Raw genomic sequence first — 16198 nt, 5'->3', positions numbered from 1 at the left:
GGCCGCCCCCGCAGGGGCGGCCACCGGCGAGGAGGTGTCGTGGCTCAAGGTCAGCCCTTGATCTCGGTCCAGGCCTCGGTCCAGTCGGAGTAGTCCGTGCACTCGACGTCGGTACGACCGTCGAGGCACTCCGCGACCGGCGTGCGCCAGTACCAGATGTTGTTGGAGTACTCCTCGTCACCGGCGTGGTAGGTCTCGCAGAACCCCTCGCTGGCGAACTCGCAGGCCTCCATGCTGTTGGGCGACTCACCGAAGTACTCGGTGGCCTGCGCGTTGATCTCCGGGTCCTCGATGTGGTTGAGCCAGGCGTAGGCGCAGTTCACGTTCTCCGACTGCGAGGAGATCATCCAGGTGTCGTTCCACCCGGTCACGCCCTCCTCCGGGACGGTGGTCTTGATGTTGTCCTGGCCGATCGCGTTCGCGATCACCTGCCAGGTGGTGCCGACCACGGAGTCGCCGGTCTTGAAGGCCGAGACCTCCTTGAGGTAGTCCGACCAGTACTCGCCGACGTTCTGGCGCTGCTCCTTGAGCAGCTCCACCGCGGCGGCCAGCTGCTCCTCGTCGAGCGCGTAGGGGTTCTCGATGCCGAGGTCGGGCTGGGTCGCCATCAGGTACATCGCCGCGTCGGCGATGTAGATCGGCGAGTCGTAGGCGGTGACCTTGCCCTGGTACTGGTCGCTCTCGTCGAAGACGACCGACCAGGACGTCGGCTCGGGCTTCACGACGTCGGCGTTGTACATGAGCAGGTTCGCGCCGTAGCCGTGCGGCACGCCGTAGTTCTTGCCGTCGACGGTGTTCCACTCCTGGTCCTTGAGGAAGTCGAAGACCTTCTCGTAGTTCGGCACCAGGTCGGTGTTGACCTCGGCCGCCTCGCCGGCGGCGATCATCCGCAGGGTGAGGTCGCCGGAGGCCGCGATGACGTCGTACTCACCGGTCTTGGCGAGGTTGAAGGCCTCGTCGGAGGTGCCGTAGACCTTGCTGGTCACCTCGCACCCGGTCTCCTCCTCGAAGGAGCTGACCCAGTCGACCTCGGGGTCGTTGCTGCCGTCCTCGACGTAGCCGGGCCAGGCGAGGATCGAGACCTGACCCTCCATCTCGCCGAGCTCCTCGGCCGCGACCGTGTTGGTGGTGTCGTCGCTGCCGCAGCCGGTCAGCACGGTGCCGGAGACGAGTCCGGCGAGGGCCAGGGCGCTCAAGCGCCGGCCGGGGGTCCTTCGGGTCATCGTGGTTCCGTCCTTCTCTGGGTGGGTTTCTGCGGGGTCGTGCGGTACGTGCGGGGTTCGCGCAGGCCCGTGCTCGGGGGCCGGCGCTCCGGGGTCCGGAGCTCGGGGGCCGGCGCTCAGGCCGGCGCGCCGACCGGGCGGCCGCGGGAGTCGTGGGCCGAGGGGTCCAGCGCGACCAGGTCGTCGGGGCGCCACCAGGCGGTCACCCGGTCACCGCGCTGCGCCTCGACCTGCACGGTGCTGGACTCGAGCGCGGCCAGGCGCGGACCGGCGTCGAGGTCGACGACCACCCGGCGGCCGGTGCCGAGGTAGATGGTCTCGACCACCACGCCCGGCGCCGTCACGGCGCCGTCGGGCACGGGGCCGGCGAGGGCCACCTTCTCCGGGCGGAGCGCGAACCGGGCGAAGCGGCCCATGAGGGCGCCCGCGGCTGCCTCGTCGAGGATGTTCGACGTCCCCACGAAGGTCGCGACGTACTCGGACCGGGGCGACTCGTAGATCTCCCGTGGCGTGCCGAGCTGCACGATCCGCCCCTCGTTGAAGACCGCCACCCGGTCGCTCAGGGTGAGCGCCTCCTCCTGGTCGTGGGTGACGAAGACGAAGGTGATCCCGAGCTCGCGCTGCAGGCCCTTGAGCTCCACCTGCATCTGCTCGCGCAGCTTGAGGTCGAGGGCGCCGAGCGGCTCGTCGAGGAGCAGCACCTTGGGGCGCACGACGATCGCGCGGGCGAGCGCAACGCGCTGGCGCTGCCCGCCAGAGAGCTGGGTCGGACGCCGGTCGGCCACGTGGTCGAGGCGCACGGTGGCGAGGACCTCGCGGGCCTGGGCGTGCCGCTCCTTGCGTCCGACGCCGCGCACGCGCAGCCCGTAGGCGACGTTGTCGAGGATGCTCATGTGCGGGAAGAGCGCATAGTCCTGGAAGACGGTGTTGACCTCCCGCTCGAACGGCGCGGTGCCGGTGACGTCCTCGCCGCCGAGCACGATGGAGCCGCTCGTCGGCTGCTCGAACCCGGCGATGAGGCGCAGGACCGTCGTCTTCCCCGACCCGGACGGGCCGAGCATGGAGAAGAACTCGCCGTCGGCGATCTCGAGGTCGACGCCGTCGACCGCGTGGACGGAGCCGAAGTGCTTGGTGAGGCCGCTGAGCGCGACGGCCGGCGGGGTCGTGTCCTGGGGTGCCATGCGCCCTCCTTCGTGGTGTGACGAGCGCTACGGCGCAAAACATATGACTCCAGAGTTCAGATGTCTACGACCGTTGTGTAACGGTCGTGTAAGACTTGCGCGGCCGGTGGAGGAGGGCGATGGCATGGCGGGGATCAGGCGGCTGAGCTCGCGCACCCGCTCAGCGGTCTTCGCCCCGCTCGGGGACGCCGGCCGCGCCGTGCGCGTCGAGAAGCGCCTCGAGGAGGCGATCAGGTCGGGCGTGCTCAGCGACGGCGAGCGCCTCCCCAGCGAGGCCGAGCTCGCCGCCATGCTCGGGGTGGCCCCGGTGACCGCCAGGGAGGCCCTGGTCTCCCTGCGCGCACAGGGGCTCGTCACGACCACGCGCGGCCGGGGCGGCGGCTCCTTCGTGCGCCGCCCCCCGGCCGACGACGCCACGGAGGCCCGTCGGCGCCTCGCGTCCATGACCAAGGTCGATCTCGCGGACCACGGCACCCACTACGCGTCGCTGGTCGCGTCGTGCGCCGAGCTGGCGGCCGAGCGGGCCGACGCGGAGGACGTGGCGGACCTCCGGTTGATCCTGGCGGCGACCGAGACCGACGACCTCGGCGACTGGCGGCACGCCGACACCGAGCTCCATCTCGCGTTGGCCGCGCTGAGCCAGTCCGCCCGGCTCTCGCGCGAGGTGATGCGGCTCGAGGCGGACTTCGGTGCGCTCGTCCGGCTGCCGCTGTACGACGCCGGGCACCGCCGTGAGGTGCACGGCCACCAGCTGGCGACCATCGAGGCGATCGCCGCGCGCGACCCGGACGCAGCTCGCGCCTCGGTGCGCGCGCGGGTCCGCAGTGCGCTGGGTGACCTCGCCGAGCTGCGAAGCGAAGTACGGTGACCCCCATGCCCGGCTCCGATCCGGCGGCGACCGCGAGCGCCGCTGTCGCCAAGTTCTTCACCGACCTGGGCGCCCGACTGACCGCGAGCGGCGACCAGCTGGCCGCCGCCCTGGGCGACGCCGCCCCGACCTCGGAGCAGGTGCTCGACGCCACCCGCCCGCTCGCCCTGGAGCTCCTCGGCGACCCGCGGGTGCTGGGGGCGGGCTTCGTCGCCGCCCCGGGCTTCCTCGCCGACGAGCCGCACCTGCTGGCCTGGTGGCAGGGCGAGGACAAGGAGCTGATCTCGGCCTCCGCCGCCCTCGCCCGCTCGGCCGACTACAGCCGTCAGGAGTGGTTCCGCACCCCGCAACGGACGGGCCGGATGCACGTCACCGGCCCTTACATCGACTACGTGTGCACCGACGAGTTCGTGCTCACCACGACGGTGCCGGTGCTCCGCGGCGGCACCCTGCTCGGCGTGATGGGGGCGGACGTCCTGGCCGAGACCCTCGAGTCCGAGCTGCTCTCGGCCTTCCGCGCGGCGCGGGCGACGCTGGTCAACCACCACGGCCGTGCGGTGCTCTCGGGCGATCCCCGCACCTTCGCCGGCGACCCGGTGGACCGGGCGTCGTTCTCGGTCAGCCTGCCGTGCGACGGGCTGCCGTTGAGCGTGCTGGCCTGAGCCGGGGAGCCACCCGGGTCCTCAGGACGGGGGTGCCGGCGACAGGTGCTCGTGCACGGCCACCCAGCGGCCGCCCGGCCGGTGGTGGAGGACGATGGTCTCCCGCTCCTCGACCGTGTCGTCCTCGCCACCGGCGCGGACAGTGGTCCGCACCTGGTGGGTGAAGACCGCGACGTCGGCGCCGAGCAGCTGGACGTGCTGGTCGGTCGACTCGCACGAGAGCACGCGGAAGCCGTCCTCGCGCTCCCACGTCGCCCACAGCTGCTCGTAGGCGGCCCGCGAGCGCAGCGGCTCGCCGTGGGTGTGGAAGAGGAACGTCGCGTCGGGCGCGAAGGCGGCGAAGTACGCCTCGGTGTCGTGGCGGCCGAAGGCCTCGACCAGCGCCGCGGCGGCCGCGAGGACGTCGCTGCGGGGGTCGTGGGCGCTCACGCCTGCTCCTCGGGCGCCAGCGCGCAGAGCATCTCGTAGACGACGTGCGAGGCGGCGATGCCGGTCACCTCGGCGTGGTCGTACGCCGGGGCGACCTCGACGACGTCCGCGCCGACGAGGTTGAGCCCGCCGAACGCGCGGAGCACCGCGAGCAGCTCCCGGCTGGTCAGGCCGCCGGCCTCCGGCGTGCCCGTGCCCGGCGCGAACGCGGGGTCCAGGACGTCGATGTCGACCGAGAGGTAGACCGGGCGCTCCCCCACCCGCTCGCGGATCCGCTCGACGACGCCGCGGACTCCCAGGTCGTCCATCTCGACGCTGGGCACGACCTGGAAGCCGAGCTCCCGGTCGTCGACGAGGTCCTGGGTGGAGTAGAGCGGTCCGCGGGTGCCGACGTGGAGGCAGCCGCTGCGGTCCAGCAGGCCCTCCTCCGAGGCGCGGCGGAACGGCGTGCCGTGGGTGTGGGCCGCGCCGAAGTAGGTGTCCCACGTGTCGAGGTGGGCGTCGAAGTGCACCACGGCGACGGGGCCGTGCTGCGCCGCGACCGCACGCAGGATCGGCAGCGCGATCGTGTGGTCCCCACCGATCGTGACGATCCGGCCGGCGCGCTCGAGCAGCGCCCGGGCGCCCGCCTCGACCTGGCCGATGGCGGCGTCGATGTCGAAGGGGTTGACCGCGAGGTCGCCCGCGTCGACGACCTGCTGGCGCGCGAACGGCTCGACGTCCACGGCCGGGTTGTAGGGGCGCAGCAGGCGGGAGGACTCCCGCACGTGCGCCGGTCCGAACCGGGCACCCGGCCGGTAGGAGACGCCGGCATCGAACGGCACGCCGACGACCGCGACGTCGACGTCGGAGACCTCGTCGATGCGGGGCAGCCGCGCGAAGGTCGCGGGCCCGGCGAAGCGCGGCACCTGCGTGGCGTCGACCTGGCCGAGACGGCCGCCGGTGGTGATGCGGGGTGGCGTGGACACGGGGGTGGTCCTTCCTCTGGTGGTGCCCGTCCGTCCCGCCGGGTCGCGGCGGGACGGACGGAGAACGGGTGCCGGGTGGCTCAGGCCATGATCTCGAGGGCGCTCACTCGCCGACGGCCGGCGCCCGGTGGCGCTGGCGGTGCGCGGAGGCGCCGTGGTCGTCGACCACCTCCGGCATCGGGGAGTCGCTCGCCGGGACGCCTCGCGGGCCGTCCGGGCCGAAGACGTACCGCGGCTCCGGGAAGACCTTGATGAGCACGAGGTAGGCCACGGCCGCGACGCCGATCGCGACGAGCAGGCTGAGGTCGACCCCGCCGGCGACGTTGCGGAACGGGCCCTGGATCAACGGCGGGTAGTTGGCGAAGAGCAGGCCCAGCACCGCGGCGGGGATCCAGGCGGCCATGCCGCGCCAGTTGACGCCCGAGGCGAACCAGTACGCCCCGCCGGTGCGCCCCTGGTTGAAGACCTGGAGGTCGAGCTCGCGGTAGTGCCCACGGCGCACGACGTAGCCGATCGTCATGATCACCATCCAGGGCGTGGTGCAGATGACGATCGCCCCGATGAAGGCGTTGACGCTGGCGATCAGGTCGAAGGCCAGGCGGCCGACCAGGATGAAGACGAACGCCAGCGCACCGATCGAGAGCGACGCCTGCACGCGGGAGAGCCGGGGGAAGACCGAGGAGAAGTCCAGCCCGGTCCCGTAGAGCGAGGTGATCCCGGTGGAGAGCCCGCCGAGGAACGCGACGACGATCAGCAGCGCGGCGTACCAGGCCGGAGAGGCGTTGATGAGGGCGACGATGTAGTCGGCCTCGCCGGAGACCAGGGTCGCGGTGATGACGCCGAACGAGAACGGCACCAGGGTCATCAGCTGGGCGCTGAAGGTGGCGCCGAGCAGGCGCTTCGGCGAGGTCTCGGCGGGGATGTAGCGCGACCAGTCACCGAGGAAGGCGCCGAAGGAGATCGGGTTGCCCATCACGATGAGGGCGGAGAGCACGAACGTCGGCCAGAACGAGCCGAGGGCATAGGCGTCGGGGCCCGGGTCGTAGCCGAGGTCGACCTGCCCGCTGTACGCGACCGCGCCCAGCGCGATGAGGATCGTGTTGCCGAAGACCACGATCTTGTTGACGAGCAGCATGAAGGCGTAGCCGTAGATGACGACGACGATCACGATGGCGCCCAGGACGGCGTAGACGATCCCGCGCAGGAGGTCGGAGTCCTCGATGCCGGTGAGCCGGACCAGGGCCCCGACGACGGCGTCGCCGCTGACCCACACCGAGATGGAGTAGAACGCCAGCGCGGTCAGCAGCGAGAGGAAGGACCCGACGATCCGGCCGCGGACGCCGAAGTGCGCACCGGAGCTGACCGCGTTGTTGGTGCCGGTCAGCGGACCGAAGAGACCCATCGGCATGAGGAAGAGGGCGCCGACGACGACACCGAGGAGGGTCGCGGCCAGGGCCTCCCACAGCGAGAGCCCGAGCAGGATCGGGAAGGTGCCGAGGATGACGGTGGCGAAGGTGTTCGCGCCGCCGAACTGGATCCGGAAGAGGTCCAGCGGACGCGAGTGCCGGTGGTGCGCCGGGATGGTGTCGATGCCGTGCTGCTCGACCTCGGTGATGCGCGGCCGTGCGATGGCCGGCGTACCGCCGCGGCCCACGTCGTACTGCTGCTCCATGTCGTCCTGCCGCTCCCTCTCGACCGTCCCCCGGGGCGGCGGACGCTGCGAGGACGGTAGCCGCGAGTTTCGTCTCATGCAATAGTTGTTGCCCATGAGAGCCATCCGGTTCGTCGATCTGTCCCATCCGGTCGGCGCGGGGACCGTCGTCTACCCCGGCGACCCCGAGCCGCGGCTGGCGGTGCACAGCACCATCGAGCGCGACGGCTTCAACCTGCTCAGCGTGGCGATGGGCTCGCAGACCGGCACCCACGTGGACGCGCCGTACCACTTCGACGAGGCGATGCCGCGGATCGACGAGCTGCCGCTCGAGCGGTTCTTCGGGCCGGCCGTGGTCGTCGACGCCTCCGGCCTGGCGCCGCGGACGCCGATCCGCTGGACACACGTGGCGCCGTACGCCGAGCGCCTGACCGAGGGCACCATCGTGCTGCTGCGCACCGACTGGTCGACGCGGTACGGCACGCCGGAGTACTTCGCCCACCCCTACCTCGACGCGGACGCCGCCCGACGGATGCTGGACCTCGGCGTGCGGACGTTCTGCATCGACGCGATCAACATCGACGAGACGCCGGACGGGGACCACCCCGGCGTCGGCTTCCCCGTGCACCACCTCATCGCCGAGGCGCACGGGGTGATCGGGGAGAACTTCCGCAACCTCGCCGCCGTCGACTGGGCCGACCCGGTCGTCTCGTGCCTGCCGCTCGCCCTCGAGGCCGCCGACGGCGCCCCGGTGCGGGCGGTCGCCATGGAGGTGGCACCCTAGCGGCGCCGCCACGGCGTACCGCGAAGGAGACCGATGCGACCTGTTCCCGTCTCCCCGACGCCCGACGGCGCCCGGCTCGGGGCACGGCTGCGCGCCGCCCGCAAGGCGCACGGGTACACCCTCGACCAGCTCGCCTCCGCGGCCGGGCTCACCAAGGGCTTCCTCAGCAGGGTCGAGCGGGACGAGACCTCCTTGAGCGTCGCCTCGCTGATCACCCTGTGCGAGGTGATGAGCATCAACCCCGGCTCGCTCTTCGACGCCCCTGACGTCGCCGTCGTGCGCCACGACTCCGCACCGGCGATCAACCTGGGCGGCACGGGGGTGGACGAACGGCTGATGACCCCGCGCGGCCAGGCCCGCGTGCAGCTGGTGCACACGAGCGCCGAGCCCGGGGCCACCGGCGGGTCGGACCTCTACACGATCAACTGCGACGTCGAGGTGGTCTACGTCCTCAAGGGCACCGTCGACATCGTCTTTGCCGACCGCCGCGAGCGGCTCGCCGCCGGCGACGCGCTCACGATGCGTGGCGGCGAGCCGCACACCTGGGAGAACCCGAGCCGCTCGCGGCCTGCGGAGATCGTCTGGGCGCTCTCGCCAGCGCCGTGGAGCGGCAGCCGCTGAGAGGTTCCTCGACCCGGCATCAGCGCCGACGACCAGGCGAGGCGCGGCAGAGACGCCAGCGCGGTGGGCAAAGTGGCGTCATTGCAGTGCCCCATGGCCGCTGGAGCACCCCTAGCCTCGTCGGAACGAGGCGGAGACCACACCGCCTGCCCCACGAATGCCGGGAGGACACATGGACGCGAACGACCGCGCCGTGCAGGAGGAGCTGCAACGACGGCTCGCCGTCATCGACCAGGAAACCAGCGCCGGGCACTCCAGGCCCCTTCCTCGCGCTGACCTCCTGGCCTTCGTCCTGATCATCGTCGTCGCCGCCCTCGTCGGCGTCGTGGCCGGAGCCGTCTGATGGCCGGGCACGAGGACGTCTCGCGGGAAGCGACCTTCGGCTCGCTGCCGGTGACCCGCGAGGAGCGGGTGTGGAACTTCGCCGACTTCACCTGGGTCAACATCGGGCTCGCCATCGCCACCTGGGCCTTCCTGGTCGGCGGTGCCACCGCCTCCCTGGTCGGCTTCACCGACGGCCTGCTCGCCATGCTGATCGGCAACGCGATCGGCGCCGGCGTCATGCTGCTGGCGAGCGTGGTCTCCAGCCAGCGGTACGGCGTCGAGCAGTACACGCTGCTCCGCAGCGCCTTCGGCTTCGGCGGCGTGGCCGTCATGGTCTTCACGATCGTGCTCTTCACCGAGATGGGCTGGTCGTCGCTGCTCAGCGTGATGTTCGGACGCGCCGTCAGCCAGGTCTCGAACGAGAGCTTCGGCACCGACATCGGCCCCAACGACCTGCTGGTGACGCTGTTCGCGCTGGTCGCCATCGCGGGCGCCTGGTTCATCCTCGCCAAGGGCCCGCTCACCATCCGGTTCCTGAACCGGATCGTCGCCCCCGGCCTGGCGATCCTCACCGTCGGCATGCTCGTGCTCCTCTTCACCGAGACCAGCTGGGCGCAGCTGATGGACGCCGCACCGCTCGCGCCGTTCGAGGACGAGTCGCTCAACTTCGCCCTGGCGGTGGAGTTCAACCTCGGCGTCGGCTTCTCGTGGTGGCCGGTGATGGGCAGCCTCGCACGCCTGACGACGACCCCGCGCGCCGCGCTCTGGCCCGCGTTCATCGGCCTCTTCGGCGCCACGATCGTCGCGCAGGTGGTCGGCATGGCGGCGGCCCTGACCCTGGGCGACTCCGACCCCACGGTGTGGATGATCCCGCTGGGCGGGGTCTGGCTCGGCATCGCGGCCCTGGTGTTCGTCGCCTTCGCCAACCTGACCAGCCTGGCATCGATCGTCTATTCGACCTGCCTGGCGCTGCGCCAGGCCGGCGGCAACCTGCTCAACGGCGTGCGCTGGGAGGTGCTCACCGGCGCGTTCTTCGTCCTCCCGGCGATCCTCGCGTTCTTCCCGGGCCTGCTCTACGACCAGTTCCTGCTCTTCGTCACGTGGACGGGCGCGTTCCTCGCCGCGATCTGCGGCACGGTGATCGCGGACTACTTCGTGCTGCGGCGCCAGCGCCTCGACCTGCGCGGCCTCTACGCCCACGGGTCGGCGAGCCCGTACCACTTCACCGGCGGCTTCAACATCGCCGGGATCGTCTCGACCGCGCTCGGCGCGGCGGCGTACATCGCTCTCTACAACCCGCAGACGCTCGACACCCGGCCGCTGTTCAACTGGCTCACGGCGTCCGTCCCCGCCGTGGTGGTGGCCGGCCTGGCCCACCTGGCACTCACCGCCCTGCTCAACAAGCCCCGCGGCCACGGCGGCTACGACGCACCGACCGATGCGTCCGCCCCGATCGCGAGCACGACCGCCGGACCGGAGGAGACCCGATGACGCGCACCGCCCTGGCCGCCGTCCACGACGGGAGCGGCGACCGCCTGGACGTCCGCACCATCCGGGTGGCCGACCCGGGACCGGGCGAGGTGCTCGTCCGCATGGGCGCCTCCGGGGTCTGCGGCTCCGACCGGCACGTCCTCGACGGCGAGTGGCAGCTGCCCTCCCCCACCGTGATGGGGCACGAGGGGGCCGGAGTGGTCGAGGCGGTGGGCGCCGGCGTGCAGGACGTCGCCGTGGGCGACCACGTCGTGCTCTCCTGGTGCTACCCCTGCCGCCGCTGCCGCGCGTGTGCCCAGGGCAAGGCGTGGGCCTGCACCGGGACCCGCTCGGGTGAGTGCCTGCTCCCCGACGGCACGACCCGGCTCACCGACGAGGACGGCACGACCCTCTACCCGTACCTCGCGGCCGGCACCATGAGCGAGTACTCCGTGGTGCCGGAGTCGGCCGCCGTCCGGATCCCGAAGGAGGTGCCCTTCGACGTCGCCAGCCTGATCGGCTGCTCGATCGCGACCGGCGTGGGCGCGGTGGTCAACAACGCCCGCGTGCCGTCCGGCTCCTCCTCGGTGGTCATCGGCTGCGGTGGGGTGGGGCTGGCCGTCGTCATGGGCCTGGCCCTGGCCGGTGCCGACCCGATCATCGCCGTCGACACGAGCGACGCGAAGCTCGCCTCCGCCCGGTCCTTCGGCGCCACCCACACGGTCCGGGCCGACTCCGACGTGGCGGCACAGGTCGTGGAGATCACCGGCGGCGGTGCCGACTTCGCCTTCGAGGTGATCGGCCGACCCCAGACGATCGAGCAGGTCCCGGGCCTGCTGGCCACCGCCGGCACGGGCGTGCTCGTGGGGTTGCCGGCCGAGGGCGAGAAGGCGTCGATCGACGTCCTCGAGCTCGCCGAGTCGGGGAAGACCCTCATCGGCTCGAACTACGGCGGCGCCGTCCCCAGCGTCGACTTCCCCAAGCTGGCCCAGCTCTACCTGGCCGGTCGGCTCCCGCTCGACGCGCTCATCTCCGACCGGATCGCCCTGGCCGAGGTGAACGACGCCTTCGACGCCATGCGGGCCGGCGAGCGCACGCGTAGCGTGATCGTGTTCGACTGACCGACCGAGGAGGAACCGTGACCCGTCAGCCCGTCGTCGGCGCGATCCAGCTCGTCGCGACGCGGGCCGACAAGGAGGCCAACCTCCAAGCCATCGAGCACCACGGCGCCGCCGCCGCACGCGACGGCGCCGTGGTGGTCGTCGCCCCCGAGATGGCCGTCACCGGCTACTGCTGGCCCGACCCCGAGGAGGTACGGGCCCTCGCCGAGCCCCTCGACGGCCCCTCGGTGGAGCGCCTGACGAGGCTCGCCCGCCTGACCGGCGCCTGGTTCGTGGTGGGCATGCCGGAGCTCGACCCGGTCCTCGGGACGCTGCACAACACCTGCGTGCTGGTGAGCCCCGACGGCTGCCAGGGCGCGTACCGCAAGATCCACCCCTTCCTGGCCGACCCGTTCTGGGCCGTGGACGGCAACGAGCCGCCGCCGGTGTGGTCGACGCCCGCGGGTCGCGTCGTGCCGGCCATCTGTGCCGACGTCGACTACCCGGAGCCACCGCGGTACGCCGCGGTCGCCGGCGCGGACTGGCTGGCGGTGCCGACCGCGTGGGTCGACGAACCGGCGCCCAGCGCGACCTGGCGGATGCGTGCCTGGGAGAACGCGCTGCCCGTGGTCGCCGCCGACATGGCCGGGGACGAGCTGGGTGTCCAGTTCAGCGGAGGCAGCTGCATCCTCGACCACCAGGGACGACCCACCGCCACGATCGACAGCGGCGCGGGGCACGTGACCGCGCGGCTGGACCTCGATCGCGCCGCCACCGCGCGGGCCGACCTCCTGGCCTCCCGCCGGCCGGCGCAGTACCGGCAGCTCGCCGTGAGCAAGCGGTGGCCCCGGCGAGCCGCGGAGAACCTGTTCGGCACCCCTCCCACGCAGCAGCACCTCTCGGTGGGGGTGCTGACCGCCGCCCCGGACGACGTCCCGCCACCGCCGAGCGGCCTGGACGTCGCCGTGCTGCCGGCGTTCCACCTGTGCGGCGGGGCCCCGGCGGACCCCGGACGGGCGCAGGACGCGGCACGGGCGTGGACCTCGGCGCTGGAGCGGCTCGCGTCGCTCGCGCGGCGGCACGAGTGCGAGGTGGTCACGTCGCTGGTGGAGCCGAGCGGCACCGACGCGCTGCACCACACCGTCGTCGCCGTCGACCCTGCGGGCGACGTCGCCACCCACCGGGCCACGCACCTCGGCGCCCACGCCGGGTGGGCGACGCCCGGTGCGGGGCCCGGCGTGCCCATGACGAGGCCCTGGGGCCGACTCGGGCTGCTCTCCGGCGAGGAGCTGGAGCCGTGGGAGCCGGCGCATGTCCTGGCGCTGCGTGACACCGACGTCCTGGCCGTGCCCGCGGCCGTGACCTGGCCACTGCCCGTCGCGTTCGCCGGCACGAGCGTCCCGCTGCCCGACGCGCTGAGCGGCCCCGACCCCCACTTCGCGCACCCCGTGCGCCTGCGCGCCGGTGAGTCGCACCTGTGGATCGGCTTCGCGAACGCCCAGCGCGACGACTCCCCACCGCGGGTCCCGAGCGGCATCTTCAGTCCCGACCACATCCGGGCCCCGCGCGTCGAGGCGGTCTCCCAGCGGTCCGGGTGGGAGGTGCTGCGCTGCCCGACCCGAGCACCCGACGAGCTCGGCGAGATCTGCGAGTCCAAGCCGCAGCTGCTCCGCCGGCGACCCGACGTCATGGCGGCTCCACTCATCACGCCGCAGGGCTGACCCCCACCGCCCCATGCCGATCACGCTCAGGAGCCTCGTGGCCGATGCCGGCCTCGGCCTCGTCGTGCGCGTCGGACACGAGGGGCTGGACCAGGAGATCGCGCGGGTGGCCGTCTCCGAGCTCCCCGACCCCACCCCGTGGCTCGGGGGCGCCGAGCTCCTCCTCACGAGCGGGATGTGGCTCACCGCGGCCGACGACCCGACCGGAGCGGCGGACGCGTGGGCCGAGCGGGTCCGGGGCACCGGCGCCCTGGCGGTGGGATTCGGGCTCGACCCCTGGTTCGAGCTGGTCCCGGAGGAGATGCTCCGAGCCGCGCGGCGTCATCGGCTCACGCTCGTCGAGGTCCCACGCCGCACACCGTTCGTCGCCCTCCACCGCCGGGTGGCCGAGCTGCTCGCCGCCGAGGCGCGGCGCGACGAGGCGAACGTCATCCGCGGCCAGCAGAAGCTCGCCCGGGCCGCCGTCCGCGGCAGCGTCGGGGTGATCGAGACGCTGGCCGCCGAGCTGCGCACCAGCGTCGTCGTGCTCGACGCGGCGCACCGGTCGAGCATGGCCGCCGGGCCGGCGGTGGGGCTGCCCACCGAGCGCCGCCTCCCGGAGCTGGCTCGCGCCGCGGAGACGCGGCGTCAGCGCAGCATGCTCAGCGAGGTGGACGGTGAAGCGGTCTACCTGGTCCCCATGGGTTCCCACCAGCACCGCGTGGGCACGCTGTGCGTCGTCGGCAGCTCCAGCTCCGTGACGTCCCTCAGCCTCGCCGGCCTGGTGGGCACCGGGGCCGCACTGTTGACGGTGCTCCTGCCGACGGTCGACACCGCCGTCGGCTCGGTGGTGGTCGAGCTCCTCATGTCCGGCGAGAGGACCACCGCTCAGCGCATCTGCGACGTCGCCGACATCTCGCTGCCGGACCCGCTGGTGGCGATCGCGTTCACGGGACCGGACCGCGAGTCGACGGCCATGCAGTGCCGGGCCCTGGGCGCCTGGCACGTCCCTGCCGGACAGGTGGCCGCGGCATGCTCCGTCGTGCTGGGCTCCGCGGAGTTCGCCAGTGCGCGCGTGCCCGGCCTGCTCGCGGGTGGCCGGGTGCGCGCCGGCGTCTCCAGCGCCCAGTCGTGGGAGACGACCCAGCGGGCGGTGCGCGAGGCGATCGCCGCAGCGGACCTGGCTCCGGGGGACGGACACCTGGCACGCTTCGAGGACTCCGCCCGCTCACGGCTCGAGGTGGTCCTGTCCTCGTCGCCGGCGCGGAGCTTCGCCACGGACCTCCTCGCCCCGCTGGACGACGCCCCGGACCGGGACCTGCTGCTGGCGAGCGCCGCGGCATGGCTGCAGGAGCACGGCCGGTGGGAGCCGGCCGCCCAGGCCGCCGGGGTCCATCGAGAGACCTTGCGGGCCCGGATCGCCCGGTTGGCCACCAGGCTGGAGCTGGACCTGGGCTCGGCCGAGGACCGACTCGCGTTGTCGCTGGCGCTGACGACGCTCGTGCCGCCGCCCGGTGGGCCGGGCTCGACCGGGCCCTCGGACTGACCGCGGCGTCCACGTCGTGGCCGGCCCCGAGGGATGCGCGCTCGGGTCGACGGGTACCCGTCGTTGTCCGCCGGGCCACTGGATGCGACACGGCCCTTCCGACCCGTCCGAGGAGGAACCATGGCCACCGGAGAGACCGGATTCGACGACGTCACCTACGACCTCATCTCCGTCCAGTACCACGCCCTGAAGGCCGGCCACGACTACGGCCAGTACGTCAGGGACGCCGAGAACGCCGGGAAGCAGGAGATCGCGGACTTCTTCCGCGAGGTGATGGAGCAGGACTCCCAGCGCGCGCAGCGCTGCCACCGGTTCCTCGCGGAGCTCGGCGGCACCGACAACACCTCACCGCAGGGCGGCTCGGCCTAGTCCCGAGCGCGGCGGGCGGCGGTCGACGAGCCAGGCCGTGAGCGCCAGCAGCGCGAGGCCGCCGACCACCGCCCCGGGATGGGCGATGGCGGCGTCCTCGAGCGCGCCGAGCGGGTTGGCGCGGAGCCCGAGGCGGTCGACGACCCACCCGACGGCGGCGGCCAGGGCGACCACGGCACCGGCGACCCGCACGGCCGGGTACGCGCGGGTGCGGGCGAGCAGGTAGAGCGAGGGGAAGACCGCAGCGGTCGCCGCCAGCTGGGCGAGCTCCACGCCGACGTTGAACGCCAGCAGCGTGAGCACCGTGGTCGACCCCTCCAGGCCGAGGTCGGTCAGGATGCCGGCGAACGCCAGCCCGTGGACCAGGCCGAAGACGCCGGCGATGAGCGCCTCGCCCCGCCGCACCAGCGGGCGGACCGCGTGCACGGCGGCCACGCCGACCGAGGCGCCGACCAGCACCTCGACGAGCCGGCTCGGCAGGTGCACCCAGCCGAGCGCCGACCCGACCAGGGTCAGCGAGTGGCCGACCGTGAACGAGGTGACCACGGCCAGGACGTCGCGGGCGGTCGGCGCGAGCGCCGTACGCCGCCGCCACCGGCCCGCGACCACCACGACCGGCGCGGTCAGCAGCAGCACGACGAGGAACAGCAGGTGGTCGGCGCCGGCCAGGACGTGGTGGAAGCCGTGGCCCACCATGTCGAGCGCGCTGGCCGCGGCCGCGCCGGCGTCGGCACCGGTCGACACGGCGAGTGCGTCGGTGGAGGAGGTCAGGACCCCGGCGGTCGAGACGTCGCCGGCCGCGTCGGTGAGCACCACCACCGCCTCGTGGCCCGGCACGGCGTCGATGACGGCGTCGTAGGCGATCTCGAACACCGAGGTGCCCGACCCGCCGGTGTCGAAGGCGACGTCGACGGAGACGGAGTCGATGCCCTCGACGCTCTCGCGGGCCACCGCCCCGAAGGTCTCCTGCCACTCGGCGCCGTCGGCGCCGGTGACGGTCAGGTGGTCGTCGAGGTAGGCGGTCACCCGCTCCGCCCACGCCTCGACGTCCCCGCTGGCCAGGGGCTCGCCGCCGAGCGCCTCGTCCAGCGTGTCCAGCGCGATGCTGATCGTGGCGTCGACCCCGGTCGCGGAGACGTGGGTGGAGATGGTGCTGCTCTCCAGGCTGTGCGCCTGCGCCGCGGTCGGCACCAGCGCGGTGACCGTCGCACCGACCGTCACCGCGACGGCCGCCAGCGCGCCGCGGACGTACCGGTTGCTCATCGTCTCGATCCTCCCTGCTCGACCGTCACCGTCCGGCGG

General features: G+C 73.0%; 16 protein-coding genes. 10 read left to right on the top strand and 6 right to left on the bottom strand.

From position 1 onward, the window contains the following. Positions 1 to 50: 50 nt before the first annotated feature. Complete coding sequence (locus ACSMHG_RS03945; protein ID WP_435742091.1) at positions 51 to 1223, bottom strand: ABC transporter substrate-binding protein; 1173 nt, start codon at positions 1221 to 1223, stop codon at positions 51 to 53. A 116-nt stretch (positions 1224 to 1339) separates the two neighbouring features. Then, positions 1340 to 2404, bottom strand: a complete 1065-nt coding sequence (locus tag ACSMHG_RS03940) for an ABC transporter ATP-binding protein (RefSeq protein ID WP_435742090.1) — start codon at positions 2402 to 2404, stop codon at positions 1340 to 1342. A 124-nt stretch (positions 2405 to 2528) separates the two neighbouring features. Between ACSMHG_RS03940 and ACSMHG_RS03935 the strand changes: the two genes are divergently transcribed. Beyond that, complete coding sequence (locus tag ACSMHG_RS03935) at positions 2529 to 3272, top strand: FadR/GntR family transcriptional regulator (protein ID WP_435742089.1); 744 nt, start codon at positions 2529 to 2531, stop codon at positions 3270 to 3272. A 5-nt stretch (positions 3273 to 3277) separates the two neighbouring features. Next, positions 3278 to 3934 carry a cache domain-containing protein gene (locus tag ACSMHG_RS03930; protein WP_435742088.1) on the top strand — a complete coding sequence of 219 codons (657 nt, stop codon included), beginning with the start codon at positions 3278 to 3280 and terminating at the stop codon, positions 3932 to 3934. A 21-nt stretch (positions 3935 to 3955) separates the two neighbouring features. Here the strand turns inward: ACSMHG_RS03930 and ACSMHG_RS03925 are convergent, their stop codons facing one another. The 3 genes from ACSMHG_RS03925 to ACSMHG_RS03915 form a co-directional block, all read right to left on the bottom strand. After that, the gene (locus tag ACSMHG_RS03925; protein ID WP_435742087.1) at positions 3956 to 4363 is read right to left on the bottom strand and encodes a YybH family protein; all 408 of its coding nucleotides are present in this window, start codon (positions 4361 to 4363) and stop codon (positions 3956 to 3958) included. Further along, complete coding sequence (gene speB, locus ACSMHG_RS03920; RefSeq protein ID WP_435742086.1) at positions 4360 to 5331, bottom strand: agmatinase; 972 nt, start codon at positions 5329 to 5331, stop codon at positions 4360 to 4362. The genes ACSMHG_RS03925 and speB overlap by 4 nt, the downstream gene beginning before the upstream one ends. A gap of 103 nt (positions 5332 to 5434) precedes the next feature. After that, complete coding sequence (locus tag ACSMHG_RS03915) at positions 5435 to 7003, bottom strand: purine-cytosine permease family protein (protein WP_435742084.1); 1569 nt, start codon at positions 7001 to 7003, stop codon at positions 5435 to 5437. A 94-nt stretch (positions 7004 to 7097) separates the two neighbouring features. Here ACSMHG_RS03915 and ACSMHG_RS03910 point away from each other — a divergent pair, with 94 nt between their 5' ends. From ACSMHG_RS03910 to ACSMHG_RS03875, 8 genes are all read left to right on the top strand, one after another. Next, positions 7098 to 7766, top strand: a complete 669-nt coding sequence (locus tag ACSMHG_RS03910) for a cyclase family protein (RefSeq protein ID WP_435742083.1) — start codon at positions 7098 to 7100, stop codon at positions 7764 to 7766. Between the two features lie 33 nt (positions 7767 to 7799). Then, positions 7800 to 8387 (top strand): cupin domain-containing protein, encoded by a 588-nt coding sequence (locus ACSMHG_RS03905; RefSeq protein WP_435742082.1) that lies wholly within the window; start codon positions 7800 to 7802, stop codon positions 8385 to 8387. A gap of 172 nt (positions 8388 to 8559) precedes the next feature. Beyond that, positions 8560 to 8730 carry a hypothetical protein gene (locus ACSMHG_RS03900; RefSeq protein ID WP_435742080.1) on the top strand — a complete coding sequence of 57 codons (171 nt, stop codon included), beginning with the start codon at positions 8560 to 8562 and terminating at the stop codon, positions 8728 to 8730. Further along, complete coding sequence (locus ACSMHG_RS03895) at positions 8730 to 10202, top strand: purine-cytosine permease family protein (RefSeq protein WP_435742079.1); 1473 nt, start codon at positions 8730 to 8732, stop codon at positions 10200 to 10202. Before ACSMHG_RS03900 ends, ACSMHG_RS03895 begins: the two co-directional genes overlap by 1 nt. Continuing rightward, complete coding sequence (locus ACSMHG_RS03890; RefSeq protein ID WP_435742078.1) at positions 10199 to 11302, top strand: alcohol dehydrogenase catalytic domain-containing protein; 1104 nt, start codon at positions 10199 to 10201, stop codon at positions 11300 to 11302. The genes ACSMHG_RS03895 and ACSMHG_RS03890 overlap by 4 nt, the downstream gene beginning before the upstream one ends. A 17-nt stretch (positions 11303 to 11319) precedes the next feature. Continuing rightward, positions 11320 to 13002: a nitrilase-related carbon-nitrogen hydrolase gene (locus ACSMHG_RS03885; protein WP_435742077.1), complete on the top strand. Its 1683-nt coding sequence runs from the start codon at positions 11320 to 11322 to the stop codon at positions 13000 to 13002. Positions 13003 to 13039: 37 nt separating this feature from the next. Further along, complete coding sequence (locus ACSMHG_RS03880) at positions 13040 to 14527, top strand: PucR family transcriptional regulator (RefSeq protein ID WP_435742076.1); 1488 nt, start codon at positions 13040 to 13042, stop codon at positions 14525 to 14527. Between the two features lie 120 nt (positions 14528 to 14647). Continuing rightward, on the top strand, positions 14648 to 14896 hold the full coding sequence (locus tag ACSMHG_RS03875) for a hypothetical protein (RefSeq protein ID WP_435742075.1): 249 nt from the start codon (positions 14648 to 14650) through the stop codon (positions 14894 to 14896). Here ACSMHG_RS03875 and ACSMHG_RS03870 read toward each other — a convergent pair. Continuing rightward, positions 14873 to 16159: a HupE/UreJ family protein gene (locus ACSMHG_RS03870; RefSeq protein ID WP_435742074.1), complete on the bottom strand. Its 1287-nt coding sequence runs from the start codon at positions 16157 to 16159 to the stop codon at positions 14873 to 14875. The genes ACSMHG_RS03875 and ACSMHG_RS03870 overlap by 24 nt on opposite strands. Between the last annotated feature and the right edge of the window lie 39 nt (positions 16160 to 16198).

Source organism: Nocardioides ureilyticus (assembly GCF_051280745.1).
Lineage (GTDB): Bacteria > Actinomycetota > Actinomycetes > Propionibacteriales > Nocardioidaceae > Nocardioides.
The sequence above is the reverse complement of the archived record's forward strand: the minus strand, read 5'-3'. Positions and strand labels throughout refer to the sequence as shown.